Source organism: Crenobacter luteus, assembly GCF_004345725.1.
GTDB lineage: Bacteria > Pseudomonadota > Gammaproteobacteria > Burkholderiales > Chromobacteriaceae > Crenobacter > Crenobacter luteus.
Window position 1 is genome coordinate 43,272 of record NZ_SLXG01000013.1, and the last position, 13,192, is coordinate 56,463.

General features: G+C 67.9%; 18 protein-coding genes. 7 read left to right on the plus strand and 11 right to left on the minus strand.

Annotation, left to right across the window (positions count from 1 at the left end):
• The first annotated feature begins 122 nt into the window (after positions 1–122).
• From EV683_RS14275 to mobA, 4 genes are read left to right on the plus strand one after another with little or no spacing between them, the layout of a single operon-like run.
• On the plus strand, positions 123–266 hold the full coding sequence (locus tag EV683_RS14275; RefSeq protein ID WP_165916808.1) for a hypothetical protein: 144 nt from the start codon (positions 123–125) through the stop codon (positions 264–266).
• On the plus strand, positions 263–514 hold the full coding sequence (gene moaD, locus EV683_RS09090) for a molybdopterin converting factor subunit 1 (protein WP_066613864.1): 252 nt from the start codon (positions 263–265) through the stop codon (positions 512–514). Before EV683_RS14275 ends, moaD begins: the two co-directional genes overlap by 4 nt.
• Position 515: 1 nt before the next feature.
• Complete coding sequence (gene moaE, locus EV683_RS09095) at positions 516–986, plus strand: molybdopterin synthase catalytic subunit MoaE (RefSeq protein WP_066613861.1); 471 nt, start codon at positions 516–518, stop codon at positions 984–986.
• Positions 986–1,570, plus strand: a complete 585-nt coding sequence (mobA, locus tag EV683_RS09100; RefSeq protein ID WP_131862575.1) for a molybdenum cofactor guanylyltransferase MobA — start codon at positions 986–988, stop codon at positions 1,568–1,570. Before moaE ends, mobA begins: the two co-directional genes overlap by 1 nt.
• Before the next feature lie 84 nt (positions 1,571–1,654).
• On the opposite strand, the gene aroG is transcribed toward mobA, so the two are convergent.
• The 6 genes from aroG to EV683_RS09130 all read right to left on the minus strand — a co-directional run bounded on the left by aroG (position 1,655) and on the right by EV683_RS09130 (position 6,051).
• Positions 1,655–2,716: a 3-deoxy-7-phosphoheptulonate synthase AroG gene (aroG, locus tag EV683_RS09105; protein ID WP_066613857.1), complete on the minus strand. Its 1,062-nt coding sequence runs from the start codon at positions 2,714–2,716 to the stop codon at positions 1,655–1,657.
• Between the two features lie 190 nt (positions 2,717–2,906).
• Positions 2,907–3,323 carry an RNA polymerase-binding protein DksA gene (dksA, locus tag EV683_RS09110; protein WP_066613855.1) on the minus strand — a complete coding sequence of 139 codons (417 nt, stop codon included), beginning with the start codon at positions 3,321–3,323 and terminating at the stop codon, positions 2,907–2,909.
• A gap of 179 nt (positions 3,324–3,502) precedes the next feature.
• Positions 3,503–3,808, minus strand: coding sequence for a c-type cytochrome (locus tag EV683_RS09115; RefSeq protein WP_066613853.1), 306 nt, complete (start codon positions 3,806–3,808; stop codon positions 3,503–3,505).
• Positions 3,809–3,941: 133 nt separating this feature from the next.
• The gene (locus EV683_RS09120) at positions 3,942–4,526 is read right to left on the minus strand and encodes a YggT family protein (protein ID WP_066613851.1); all 585 of its coding nucleotides are present in this window, start codon (positions 4,524–4,526) and stop codon (positions 3,942–3,944) included.
• 1 nt (position 4,527) lies between these two features.
• On the minus strand, positions 4,528–5,331 hold the full coding sequence (gene proC / locus EV683_RS09125; protein ID WP_131862576.1) for a pyrroline-5-carboxylate reductase: 804 nt from the start codon (positions 5,329–5,331) through the stop codon (positions 4,528–4,530).
• Between the two features lie 33 nt (positions 5,332–5,364).
• Positions 5,365–6,051: a YggS family pyridoxal phosphate-dependent enzyme gene (locus tag EV683_RS09130; RefSeq protein WP_131862577.1), complete on the minus strand. Its 687-nt coding sequence runs from the start codon at positions 6,049–6,051 to the stop codon at positions 5,365–5,367.
• A 184-nt stretch (positions 6,052–6,235) separates the two neighbouring features.
• Here EV683_RS09130 and EV683_RS09135 point away from each other — a divergent pair, with 184 nt between their 5' ends.
• The 3 genes from EV683_RS09135 to thpR are packed head-to-tail and all read left to right on the plus strand — an operon-like array spanning position 6,236 to position 8,977.
• Entirely contained in the window at positions 6,236–7,273 is a 1,038-nt protein-coding gene (locus tag EV683_RS09135) for a type IV pilus twitching motility protein PilT (RefSeq protein ID WP_066613845.1), read from the plus strand.
• A 25-nt stretch (positions 7,274–7,298) separates the two neighbouring features.
• The gene (locus EV683_RS09140; RefSeq protein ID WP_131862578.1) at positions 7,299–8,435 is read left to right on the plus strand and encodes a PilT/PilU family type 4a pilus ATPase; all 1,137 of its coding nucleotides are present in this window, start codon (positions 7,299–7,301) and stop codon (positions 8,433–8,435) included.
• A gap of 5 nt (positions 8,436–8,440) precedes the next feature.
• Entirely contained in the window at positions 8,441–8,977 is a 537-nt protein-coding gene (gene thpR / locus EV683_RS09145) for an RNA 2',3'-cyclic phosphodiesterase (RefSeq protein ID WP_131862579.1), read from the plus strand.
• Between the two features lie 87 nt (positions 8,978–9,064).
• Here thpR and EV683_RS09150 read toward each other — a convergent pair whose 3' ends face one another.
• From EV683_RS09150 to EV683_RS09170, 5 genes are all read right to left on the minus strand, one after another.
• Complete coding sequence (locus tag EV683_RS09150) at positions 9,065–9,793, minus strand: amino acid ABC transporter ATP-binding protein (protein WP_066613835.1); 729 nt, start codon at positions 9,791–9,793, stop codon at positions 9,065–9,067.
• Positions 9,794–9,798: 5 nt separating this feature from the next.
• Positions 9,799–10,473 (minus strand): amino acid ABC transporter permease, encoded by a 675-nt coding sequence (locus EV683_RS09155; RefSeq protein ID WP_066613834.1) that lies wholly within the window; start codon positions 10,471–10,473, stop codon positions 9,799–9,801.
• Positions 10,470–11,216: an amino acid ABC transporter permease gene (locus tag EV683_RS09160; protein ID WP_066613833.1), complete on the minus strand. Its 747-nt coding sequence runs from the start codon at positions 11,214–11,216 to the stop codon at positions 10,470–10,472. The genes EV683_RS09155 and EV683_RS09160 overlap by 4 nt, the downstream gene beginning before the upstream one ends.
• Positions 11,217–11,358: 142 nt before the next feature.
• The gene (locus EV683_RS09165) at positions 11,359–12,255 is read right to left on the minus strand and encodes a glutamate/aspartate ABC transporter substrate-binding protein (protein WP_066613832.1); all 897 of its coding nucleotides are present in this window, start codon (positions 12,253–12,255) and stop codon (positions 11,359–11,361) included.
• Between the two features lie 77 nt (positions 12,256–12,332).
• The gene (locus EV683_RS09170) at positions 12,333–13,067 is read right to left on the minus strand and encodes an amino acid ABC transporter ATP-binding protein (protein ID WP_066613830.1); all 735 of its coding nucleotides are present in this window, start codon (positions 13,065–13,067) and stop codon (positions 12,333–12,335) included.
• Positions 13,068–13,192 lie beyond the last annotated feature (125 nt).

The window sequence follows — 13,192 nt, forward strand, 5'->3', positions numbered from 1 at the left end:
CCGGGAGTGGCGAGCTCCCATGCTAGCCGGCGCGCGCCGCGCGTCAAGACCGGCCGGCGGGCTGAGGGTTGGCCCTCGCGAGCGCATTGGCCCGACGCCGCCGCTCGCGTACACTGCGGAGCATGAGCGATCTGCTATCCCCCCTCGAGTGGGTGTTCGTCGTCATCCTCGCCCTCGTCCCGCTGGCCGGGCTGGCCTTCCACCTGTGGGTGATGTTCCAGCGCGGCGCGGCGGCGCGCGACCCCGATCACGGAAACGAACCATGACCCTGAAAATCCTGTACTTCGCGCGCCTGAAGGAAAGCTTCGGCCGCGCCGAGGAAGACTTCGACTTCGAAGGCGGCACCGTCGCCGAACTGACCGCCGCGCTGGCCGCGCGCGGCGGCGCCTGGGCCGAGGAGCTCGCGCCCGGGCGCGTGTTCCGCGTCGCGGTGAACCAGGAACTCGCGCCGCCGTCGACGCCGCTTGCGGCCGGCGACGAGGTCGCGATCTTCCCGCCGGTGACCGGAGGCTGACATGGAACGCTTCACCGTCGCGGTGCAGACCGCCCCCTTCGACGCCGGCGCCGAGCTGGCGCGCCTGTCCGCCGACCCGGCCGTCGGCGCGCTGGTCAGCTTCACCGGTCAGGTGCGCGACTACGGCGACAGCGACGGCGTCGTCGCGCTCGAACTGGAACACTACCCGGGCATGACCGAGAAGGCGCTCGCCGCCATCGTCGACGACGCGCGCGCGCGCTGGCCGCTGTCGGCGGCGACGGTGATCCACCGCGTCGGCCGGCTGGCGCTCGGCGACGCGATCGTGCTGGTGGTGGTCGCCGCCGGCCACCGCCGCGACGCCTTCGCCGCCGCCGAGTACCTGATGGACTACCTGAAGACGCGCGCGCCGTTCTGGAAAAAGGAAATCGGCCACGACGGCAGCGCGCGCTGGGTCGAGGCCAAGGCCAGCGACGAGGCCGCCGCCGACCGCTGGGCCGGCGAGGAAGCCTGATGGAGCCGGCGCGCTACCAGGCGCTGGTGCTCGCCGGCGGCAGCGCGCGCCGCTTCGGCGGCGCCGACAAGGGATTGCAGCTCCTCGACGGCCGCCCCTTCGTCGCGCACACGCTCGCCGCACTGGCGGCGCAGAGCGCCCCACCGGCGTCGTGCCTGATCTCGGCCAACCGCAACCTCGATATCTACCGCGCCTTCGGCCACCCGGTGCTGAGCGACTCGCGCCCCGGTTACCAGGGGCCGCTGGCCGGCATCGCCGAAGGCTTGGCCGAGCTGTCGGAAGACTGGCTGCTGGTGGTGCCGTGCGACGTGGTCGCGCTGCCGGCCGACTTCGCCACGCGGTTGTTCGCCGAGGCCGACGAGCGCACCGACGCGGTGTGCGCCTGCGACGCCGAACGCCACCATCCGGCGCTGGTGCTGCTCCACCGCCGCGTGCGCGCGTCGCTCGACGATTTCCTGCACGGCGACAGCCGCCGGCTGCGCGACTGGCTCGCCGGCCTCAACACCCGCGAGGCCTTCTTCGCGACGCCGTTCCCGAACCTGAACAACCCGGAGGCGGTCGCGGCCCTGCAGCGCCGCGGCTGACGCGCACGCCGTCCGCTTCGCACGCGAAGCGGACGAAAAAAGCCGCGACGAATGTCGCGGCTTTTTTGCGGGCAAGGGCGGCGCTTATTCGGCGCGGGCGCGGCGGGCCGACACGGCGTCGGCCAACGTCTGCAGCATCGCCTCGGTGTCGTTCCAGCCGATGCAGGCGTCGGTGATGCTCTGGCCGTAGTTGAGCTGGCAACCGGGCTTGAGGTCCTGACGCCCCTCGACCAGATGGCTTTCGACCATCACGCCGAAGATATGCTGGTCGCCGCCGGCGATCTGGCCGGCGATGTCCTCGGCGACCTCCATCTGGCGCCGGTAATCCTTGCGGCTGTTGGCGTGGCTGAAGTCGACCATCAGCTTCTGCGGCAGGCCGACGGCGGCCAGTTCGGCGGCGGCGGCGCGCACGTGGTCGGCGGAGTAGTTCGGCTCCTTGCCGCCGCGCAGGATCACGTGGCAGTCCGGGTTGCCGCCGGTCGACACGATGGCCGAGTGGCCGGACTTGGTCACCGACAGGAAGTGGTGCGGCTGGCTGGCGGCGCGGATCGCGTCGACGGCGATCTTCAGGTTGCCGTCGGTGCCGTTCTTGAAGCCGACCGGGCACGACAGGCCCGAGGCGAGCTCGCGGTGCACCTGGCTCTCGGTGGTACGCGCGCCGATCGCGCCCCAGGCGATCAAGTCGGCGACGTACTGCGGCGTGATCATGTCGAGGAATTCGGTCGCGGCCGGCATGCCCATGTTGTTGATCGACAGCAGGAGGCGGCGCGCGATCCTGAGGCCGGCGTTGATGTCGTAGCTCTCGTCCAGATGCGGGTCGTTGATCAGGCCCTTCCAGCCGACGGTGGTGCGCGGCTTCTCGAAGTAGACGCGCATCACGACGAGCAGGTCGCGCGCGTGGCGGGCGCGCAGCGCCGACAGCTTCTCGGCGTAGTCGAGCGCGGCGGCCGGGTCGTGGATCGAACAGGGGCCGACGATCACCAGCAGCCGGTCGTCCTCGCCGCGCAGCAGCGCGGCGATTTCGCGGCGGGCGTTGTAGATGACTTCGGAGGCGACCTCGGAAATCGGGAGCTCGTAGAGATGGGCGATCGGGGGCAGCAGCTCCTTGATCTCGCGGATTCTGACGTCGTCGGTCTGTCGTTGCATGGGAAAGCCTCGATGCTTGTATATCGTGTTGTTGCCTGGCAACAAGACTACCCGCATTTCGCCGACAGCGACAAGTCCCGCGACCCATTGCCTGCCCGGCGCGGCGCGCTCCGGCCGGCACCGGAAACGACGACGCGCCGCCCCTTTGCGGATGCGGCGCGTCGCGCTCGGCCAACCTGGTACGGGGGACTCAGTCGGCGTACTGGCGCTTCATCCGTTCGCGGCGTTCCTGCGCTTCGACCGACAGCGTGGCGGTCGGACGGGCCAGCAGGCGCTTGAGGCCGATCGGCTCGCCGGTGTCCTCGCAGAAGCCGTAGCTGCCGTCCTCGATATTGCGCAGCGACGACTGGATCTTCTGCAACAGCTTGCGCTCGCGGTCGCGGGTGCGCAGCTCGAGCGCGTACTCTTCCTCGAGCGTCGCGCGGTCGGCCGGGTCGGGCGTCGCCTCCTGCTCCTGCAGGTGGCTGGCGGTCGCGTTGGCGTTGTTGAGCAACTCCTGCTGCAGTTGCAGCAACAGCTCCTTGAAGAACTCCAGATGGTCGGCGTTCATGTAGTCGTCTTCGCCGCCATTCCAGTTCAGGATGTCTTGTTCGGTCAGCTTGGCCATAAGAGTGCTTCCAACGTAAGTGGGCAAACAGGGTCAGAAGATTACCGAGGCCCAGATGAATATGCAACCATGTTGGGATTCGCACAGCATGGAGTCTTCTTAACCCGTCAATATAGCGGGTCCGTTTCGTTTGACAATAAAAAAGGCGGCCAGTGCCGCCTTTGTCCTGCCCGGTGCGCTTACTTCTGCGCGAGCACCCACTTGACCAGGGTTTTCAGGTCGGCGTCGCTGACCTGGGCCTGCGGCGGCATCGGCATGGTGCCCCACACGCCCGAGCCGCCCTTCTTGACCTTGGCGATCAGCTTGGCCTCGGCGGTCTTGTCGCCGGCGTACTTCTTGGCGACGTCCTTGTAGGACGGGCCGATTTTCTTCGCACCGACGTCGTGACAGGCGGTGCAACCGTATTTCTGCGCCATCTGCAGGTTGGCGAACGCCGGGGCGGACAGCGAACCGAGCACGAGGGCGGCGATCAGGGCTTTTTTCATTCTGCGAGTCTCCTAGTTATCACAGCGGCCACGAAGGCCGAAGCAAAGCGGTTCCGATTATGCGCTTTTTCATCCCGACTGCCATCCGTCGGGACACGGAAGGGCCGCGCACCGGCGCATCGTAGCGCCTGCGCTACAGTGCCGGCTTGAGCTGCGACAAAAGGCCCCATTCGAGGTAGGGCAGCGGCGCGGACAGGATCACCTGGATGATCAGGATCAGGATCAGCGGCGACAGGTCGACGCCGCCGACGCGCGCGCGGCCGAACGGCCTGAGGTAGGGCCGGGTCAGCGCGTCGAGGACGGGCGTCAGCGGATTGTAGGGATTGACCCAGGACAGCACCGCCTGCACCAGCACCGCGCCCATCAGCAGGTAGAGCGACAGCTTGAACAGGTCGAGCACCGCCAACAGCGCGAGCGCGAGCCAGGTCTGCGGCGCGACGAGGTCGTAGCTGACCACCGGGTTCAAGAGCAGCGACGCGGCCTTGGACAGCAGCAGCACCGCCCACGCGACGGCGAGCGTCGCGGTGTCGTAGCTCCTCACGCTCGGGATCAGCCGGCGCGCCTTGAGCACCACGAAGTTGGTCAACGCCATCGAGAACTGCGCCAGCGGGTGCCTGAACGGCGCGCGCGCCACCTGCAGGTAGAAGCGCAGCAGCAGCACCAGCGCGAACAGCTCGGCCAGCATGCGGATCACGAATTCCAGCGTCTGGTAGATCATGTCAGTCCTGGCTCAACAGTTGGCCGAGCTCGATCGAGCGCGCGCGGCAGTCGTCCATGCCGGCGACGATCGCCGCCTTGACGCCCTCGGCGTCGAAGCGCGCGATCGCGCGCTCGGTGGTGCCACCCTTGGAGGTGACGTTCTGGCGCAGCGTCGCGACGTCGAGCGGGCTCTGACGCGCCAGCTCGACGGCGCCGTCGAAGGTCGCCAGCACCAGTTGCCGCGCGGTGGCCACGTCGAAGCCCTGCTTGACCGCGCCGGCCATCATCGCCTCGATGAAGTAGAACACGTAGGCCGGGCCGCTGCCGGACACCGCGGTGATGTCGTCGATGCCGGTCTCGTCGGCCAGCCGTACCACCTCGCCGACCGCGCGCATCACCGTCTCGGCCGCCTCGGCGTCGGCCTCGGCCAGTTCTTGCGGCGCGTAGACGCCGGCGACGCCGCGCCCGACCATCGCCGGCGTGTTCGGCATGATGCGTACGATGCGCGCGTGGCCGCCCAGCCAGCGCGCGAGCGCCGCCACGCGCACGCCGGCGGCGATCGACAGCACCAGCGCACCGTTCAGCCGGTCCGCGATGCCCTCGCAGACGGCTTTCAACTGCTGCGGCTTGACCGCCAGCACCACCACCTCGTCGGCGGCGAACGCCGGCGGGGTCTGCAAAGGGACGACGCCGTGGTCGCGCGCGAGCGCGTCGCGCTTGGCCGCGTCCGGCTCGACGACCTGCAGCGCGTGGCCGCCCTGTCGGGCGAGGCCGGCGAGGATGGCGCCGGCCATATTGCCGCCGCCGATAAAGGTGATCTTCATGGTGAATCCTTCACAAGGTCAGGCGGGCGCGCGTCAGGTGCGCGCGCCGAAAATCGCGCTGCCGACGCGCACCAGGGTCGCGCCCTCGGCGATCGCCGGCTCGAGGTCGGCCGACATGCCCATCGACAGCGTGTCGAGCGCCAGCCCCTCGGCGTTCAGCTGTTCCAGCAGGCGACGCAACGTGGCGAACTGCTCGGCCAACCGGGACGCATCGTCGGTCGGCTCGGGAATGCACATCAGGCCGCGCAGGCGCAGGTGGGGCAGGGCGGCGACCGCGCGCGCGAGTGCGACCGCCTCGCCGGGTGCGACGCCGCTCTTGCTCGCTTCGGCCGACACGTTGACCTGCACGCAGACGTTCAACGGTGGCAGCGCGTCCGGCCGCTGCGCCGACAGGCGCTCGGCGATCTTGAGCCGGTCGACCGAGTGCACCCAGGCGGCGCGCTCGGCGACCGGCCGCGTCTTGTTCGACTGCAAGGGGCCGATGAAATGCCATTCGAGTGGCAGCTCGGCCAACGTCGAGGTCTTGTCGACCAGTTCCTGCACGTAGTTCTCGCCGAAGGCGGTCTGGCCGGCCGCGTGCGCGGCGCGCACCGCGTCGGCGGGGAAGGTCTTGCTGACCGCCAGCAGGGTGACCGCGCCCTCGGGGCGCCCGGCCGCACGCGCAGCGGCGGCGATGCGCGCCTTCACGTCGGCCAACGCGCGCGGGATCGTTTCGTTCATACTTTTACCTTGCTCGGCGACGCCGGCGGGGCGGGGCGCGCGTCATGCGCGCCTGGCGGGCAGACCGCGGGTGGCGGTTTTGTTGGCCGACACTCTTATGCCATCATCGTCCGCACGCCGCGGCCTGCTCGCGCCGCCGCCGGGCATGCGCCCGGGAAACGTTCACGGATGGGGAAAATTATAAATGGAAATTTCCGACCTCTTGGCCTTTACCGTCAAGAACCGGGCCTCGGACCTGCACCTGTCGGCCGGCCTGCCGCCGATGATCCGCGTCAACGGCGACGTGCGGCGCATCAACCTGCCGGCGATGGCGCACCACGACGTGCACGACATGGTGTACGACATCATGAACGACTACCAGCGCAAGCTGTTCGAAGAGCAGTACGAGTGCGACTTTTCGTTCGAGCTGCCGGGCATCGCGCGTTTCAGGGTCAACGCCTTCGTGCAGAACCGCGGCATGGGCGCGGTGTTCCGCGTGATCCCGTCCAAGGTGCTGACGCTCGAGGAGCTGTCGGCGCCGCGCATCTTCCAGGACATCGCCAGCTACCCGCGCGGCCTGGTGCTGGTGACCGGGCCGACCGGCTCGGGCAAGTCGACCACGCTGGCGGCGATGATCGACTACATCAATGCGAACCACTGCTCGCACATCCTGACCATCGAGGACCCGATCGAATTCGTGCACGAAAGCCGCAAGTGCCTGGTCAACCAGCGCGAGCTCGGCCAACAGACGCACAGCTTCGCCAACGCGCTCAGAAGCGCGCTGCGCGAGGACCCGGACGTGATCCTGATCGGCGAGTTGCGCGACCTGGACACCATCCGTCTGGCGCTGACCGCCGCCGAGACCGGCCACCTGGTGTTCGGCACGCTGCACACCAGCAGCGCGGCCAAGACCATAGACCGGATCGTCGACGTGTTCCCGGCCGGCGAGAAGGAGATGGTGCGCTCGATGCTGTCCGAGAGCCTGCGCGCGGTGATTTCGCAGGCACTGCTCAAGACGCGCGACGAAACCGGCCGCGTCGCCGCGCACGAGATCCTGATCGGCACGCCGGCGGTGCGCAACCTGATCCGCGAGAACAAGATCGCGCAGATCAACTCGATGCTGCAGACCGGCCAGCAGCACGGCATGCAGACGCTCGACCAGTGCCTGTCGGAACTGGTGCGGCGCAATATCGTGTCGGTCGCCGAGGCGCGCCAGAAGGCCAGCAGCCGCGACCTGTTCTAACACGACCGCCAGCAAAGGATTCCGCATGGAAAAGGACCAGGCGTCGCGCTTCATCCACGACATCCTCAAGCACGCCAGCGGCAAGAACGCGTCGGACGTGTTCATCGCCGCCGACTTTCCGCCGGCGATGAAGATAGACGGCAAGATCACGCCGGTGTCGCAGCAGGTGCTGTCGGCGCAGCACACCAAGGAGCTGGTACGCGCGGTGATGAACGACCGGCAGACCGAGGAATTCGAGGCGACGCGCGAGGCGAACTTCGCGATCAGCCCGCCGGGCATCGGTCGCTTCCGCGTCAGCGCCTACCAGGAGCAGGGCCGCGTCGGCATGGTGCTGCGCAAGATCAACACCGAGATCCCGACCTTCGACAGCCTCGGCCTGCCCGAGGTGCTCAAGGACGTCGCGATGATCAAGCGCGGACTGGTGATTTTCGTCGGCGGCACCGGCTCGGGCAAATCGACCTCGCTGGCGGCGATGGTCGACTGGCGCAACGCGCACGCCGCCGACCACATCATCACCATCGAGGATCCGATCGAATTCGTGCACGCGCACAAGAAGAGCATCGTCACCCAGCGCGAAGTCGGCGTCGATACCGACGGCTGGGAGGTGGCGCTGAAGAACACGCTCAGACAGGCGCCCGACGTGATCCTGATGGGCGAGATCCGCGACAGCGAGACGATGGGCTACGCGCTGCAGTTCGCCGAGACCGGCCACCTGTGCCTGGCGACGCTGCACGCGAACAACGCCAACCAGGCGCTCGACCGCATCCTCAACTTCTTCCCCGAAGAACGCCACCAGCAGGTGCTGATGGACCTGTCGCTGAACATGCGCGCCATCGTGTCGCAGCGGCTGGTGCCCAAGCTCGGCGTACGCGGCCGCGTCGCGGCGGTCGAGATCCTGCTCAACAGCCCGCTGGTCGCCGACCTGGTGTTCAAGGGCGAGATCGCCAACCTCAAGGACGTGATGGCCCGCTCGCGCGAGAACGGCATGCAGACCTTCGACCAGGCGCTGTTCGACCTGTTCGAGGACGGGCAGATCAGCTACGAGGAGGCGCTGAAGAACGCCGACTCGGTGAACGACCTCAGGCTCAAGATCAAGCTCTACGGCGAGGGCAGCGGCGGCCGCGACCCGCTCGACGGGCTGGACCACCTGAACATCGTGTGAGCGCGATGCGCCTCTTTTTCGCCGTCTGGCCCGACGACGCGGCGCGTGCCGCGCTGGCGCGGCTGGCCGCCGGGCCGTGGCCGCACGGCGCGCGGCCGGTCGCGCCCGAGGCGCTGCACCTGACGCTGGCCTTCCTCGGCGAGGTCGACGAGGCGCTGCTGCCGGCGCTGACCGCGCTCGGCGCGCGGCTCGGCCAACGCTGCCCGCCGTGCCGGATGCGGCTGACGCGCGCCGGCGTATGGCCGGGCGGCGTCGCCTGGCTCGCGCCGGCGCGCACGCCGGCGCCCCTGGCCGGGCTGGTCGCCGCGCTCGGCGCCGGCCTCGGCGAACTGGGCGTCAGGACCGACACGCGGCGCTTCAAGCCGCACGTCACGCTGGCGCGCCGCGCCGCGCCGTGGATGCCGGGCGCACCGGCCGCGATCGCCTACCCGATCGACCACCTCGCGCTGCTCGCGTCCGACACCGGCCCCGGCGGCGCGCGCTACCGCACGCTGGCGCGCTGGCCTCTGTCGGGCGCGAAGCGGCGCGCGGCACCGGTCTGACTCTTTCTCCCAATGAAAAACGCCCCCTTGCGGGGGCGTTGGCCGACGATGCGCGGCGCCGGTTTCACGTGAAACCGGCGGGTCGCCTCAGTGCTGCAGGATCTTGGACAGGAACTGCTGCGCGCGCTCGGAACGCGGGCTGCCGAAGAAATCGTCCTTCGCGCAGTCCTCGATGATCATGCCGCGGTCCATGAAGATCACCCGGTCGGCGACGCGGCGCGCGAAGCCCATCTCGTGCGTCACGCACATCATCGTCATGCCCTCGTGCGCCAGCTGCGTCATCACGTCGAGCACCTCGTTGATCATCTCCGGGTCGAGCGCGCTGGTCGGCTCGTCGAACAGCATCGCGATCGGGTCCATCGCCAGCGCGCGCGCGATCGCGACGCGCTGCTGCTGGCCGCCGGACAGCTGGCCGGGATACTTGGCGGCGTGCGCCGCGAGGCCGACGCGGTCCAAGAGCTTGAGCCCCTTGTCGCGCGCCTCGTCGGGCTGGCGGCCGAGCACCTTGACCTGCGCGATGGTCAGGTTGTCGGTGATCGACAGATGGGGGAACAGCTCGAAGTGCTGGAACACCATGCCGACGCGGCTTCTGAGCTTGGGCAGGTCGGTCTTCGGGTCGCCGACCGAGATGCCGTCGACGATGATCGACCCCTTCTGGAACGGCTCGAGCGCGTTCACGCACTTGATCAGCGTGGACTTGCCGGAACCGGACGGCCCGCACACCACCACCACCTCGCCCTTGGCGACCGCGGTGGTGCAGTCGGTCAGCACCTGGAAGTCGCCGTACCATTTGCTGACGTTGTCGATCGAGATCATCGGGCTCATACGGTCAACCTTTGCTGGAGGCGCTTCACCAGACGCGAGGCGCCGAAACTGATGACGAAGTAGACGAAACCGGCGAACAGCAGGAACTCGTGCGGCTGGCCGGCGATGTCGCCGCGCGAGCGGGCGGTGTTGAGGAAGTCCATCAGGCCGACCGCGTACACCAGCGAGGTATCCTGGAACAGGATGATGCTCTGCTGCAAGAGCAGCGGCGTCATCTTGCGGAAGGCCTGCGGCAGCACGACGAGGCGCATCGCCTGCGCGTACGTCATGCCCAGCGCGTAGGCGGCGCCGATCTGGCCGCGCGAGATCGACTGGATGCCGGCGCGCACGATTTCGCTGTAGTAGGCCGCCTCGAACAGCATGAAGGCGATCAGGCAGGACGCGAACGCGCCGACCGGCGTGTCGCTGCCGGTGATCCAGCGCAGCAGGAAGGGCACCGCGAAGTAGAACCAGGTGATCACCAGCAGCAACGGCACCGAGCGGAAGATGTTGACGTAGCCCTTGGCCAGGCCCGACAGCAGCCGGTTGTTCGACAAGCGCGCCAGCGCGATCAGCGTGCCGATCGCCACGCCGCCGAGCACCGCCAGCGCCAGCAGCTGCAGCGTCAGCCACATGCCCTCGGCCAGGCCCGGCAGCGACGGTCCGATTTGCGAGAAGTCGAATTCCATCATTTGCCTCCGCTACCGATCAGGCCGGGTACCGCGACCCGCTTCTCGAGCCAGCCCATGCCCTTCATCAGGCTCATGTTGAGCACGAAGTAGATCAGCGTCGCCAGCGTGAACGCCTCGAACAGGTTGGCCGAGAACTCGGCGGTCTGCTTGGTCTGCGCCAACAGCTCCATCAGCCCGATCAGCGACGCGACCGAGGAGTTCTTGAAGATGTTCAGGAACTCGGAGGTCAGCGGCGGGATGATGATGCGGAAGGCTTGCGGCAACAGCACGTGGCGGTAGACCTGGGGCAGCGAGAAGCCCATCGCCATCGCGGCCATCGTCTGGCCGCGCGGCAGCGCCTGGATGCCGGTGCGGACCTGCTCGCACACCCGCGCCGCGGTGAAGAAGGCGAGGCAGGCGACCACCGACAGATAGGCCGAGGTCGTCGGGTTCAGCTCCTGCTTGAACCAGACCTGCGCGCGCTCGGGCAGCAGGTCGGGCACCAGAAAGTACCAGACGAACAGCTGCACCAGCAGCGGCACGTTGCGGAACAGTTCGACATAGGCGGTGGCGACGCCGGACAGCGCCTTGTTCGGCAGCGTACGCATCACGCCCAGCACCGCGCCGAGCGCCAGCGCGATGCACCAGGCGACCAGCGCGACGGCGACGGTCCAGCCGAGGCCGGCGACGAACCAGTCCAGGTAGATTTCGTCGCCGATGCCGGTCGATTTGAAAAAGACAGCCCAGTCCCAGTGGTAATTCATGGACATCCTCCCCGGAGGCCGCCCGCGGCGTGGCACCGGCGCGCGCGCGGCCCGGCGATGGCCGCGGCGCGAAGCCGCGACCGAAGGTTCCGGCTCGCGCCGGAACGTCTGCGCGGCGGACTCGGCGCCCGCCGCGCCCCCCTTACATCTGCTCGGCCGACTTGTCGGTCGGGTTCTGGATCAGCTTCTTGAACTCGGGGGACATCGGGAAGTTCAGGTTCACGTTCTTGGGCGGAACCGGGCTCTGGAACCACTTGGCGTAGATCTTGTTGATCTCGCCGGACTTGTACAACGCGCGGATCGCGTCGTCGACCGTCTTCTTGAACGCCGGGTCGCCCTTGCGCATCATGCAGCCGTAGATCTCGAACGACTGCGGCTTGCCGGTCACCACCCAGTCGGCCGGCCGCTTGGCCTTGGCCATTTCGCCGGCGAGCAGCACATCGTCCATCATGAAGGCGACCGCGCGCCCGGTTTCGAGCATCAGGAACGATTCGCCATGGTCCTTGGCGCTGATCACGTTCATGCCCAGGCCCTGCTCGGCGTTCATCGACTTGAGCAGACGCTCGGACGTGGTGCCGGCGGTGGTGACGACGTTCTTGCCCTTCAGGTCGGGGAAGTCCTTCACGCCCGAGGTCTTCTTGGTCAGCAGGCGGGTGCCGATCTCGAAGATGCCGACCGAGAAGTCGACCTGGCGCTGGCGCTCGAGGTTGTTGGTGGTCGAGCCGCACTCGAGGTCGACGGTGCCGTTCTGCACCAGCGGGATGCGCGTCTGCGAGGTGACCAGGTTGTACTTGACCTGCAGGTTCGGCATGTTCAGGTCTTTTTTCAGCTTGTCGACCACCTTGTTGGCGATGTCGACCGAGTAGCCGATCGGCTGCGGGCTGTTGGCGAGGTAGGAGAAGGGAATGGACGAGTCGCGGTGGCCGAGCGTGATCGTGCCGGTCTTCTTGATTTTGTCCAGCGTACCCTCGGCAAAGGCGGGGGTGACGAGCAGGCCGCCGACCACGGCGCTGGCGATCAGTTTCTGGTGAAAACGCATGCATTTCTCCTTTTCTGCCGTCTGGAGGCCCGGGGATGGCCGGGCCGGGGAAAACACCCCGCCGCCTTTTCTTTGTTCTAGCGCATCGGGGTCAAAACCTGTCTGAGAAACTGCTGGGCGCGCTCGGTCCTGGGCGCGGAGAAGAACTCCGCCGGCGCCGCCGATTCGAGCACCTGGCCGTGGTCGATGAACACCACGCGGTCGGCGACCTCGCGCGCGAAGCCCATTTCGTGGGTGACGACCATCATCGTCATGCCGGACAGCGCCAGGTCCTTCATCACCTTGAGCACCTCGCCGATCATTTCCGGGTCGAGCGCGCTGGTCGGTTCGTCGAACAGCATCACGCGCGGGTCCATCGCCAGGCCGCGCGCGATCGCGACGCGCTGCTGCTGGCCGCCGGACAACTGCGCCGGGAAGGCGTCCTTCTTGTGCGCGAGGCCGACCTTTTCCAGCAACTGCACCGCGCGCGCCTCGGCGGCGGCCTTGTCCATGCCCTTCACCTGGATCGGCGACAGCGTGATGTTGTCGAGCACCGACAGGTGCGGGTAGAGGTTGAAGTGCTGGAACACGAAGCCGACCTCGGCGCGCAACGCGTTCAGGTCGGTCTTGGGATCGGCGACGTTGACGCCATCGACCCAGATCTCGCCCTGGCTGATGGTCTCGAGCTGGTTGACGGTGCGGATCAGCGTCGACTTGCCCGAGCCGGACGGCCCGCACACGACGACGACCTCGCCGGCCTTCACCTCCAGGTTGATGTCGTTGAGCACATGCAGGTCCTTGAACCACTTGTGCACGCTGTTGAATCGGATCATGGCTACGGTCCTGGAATAACGGGGCCCGCGGTAACGGGCCGCTCGCCGCCCGGCTCGATCGTAAGCCTGCGCGGCGCATGAATTAACGACAACTGGGATTTTCCAGTAGTCGCATTATTTGTATG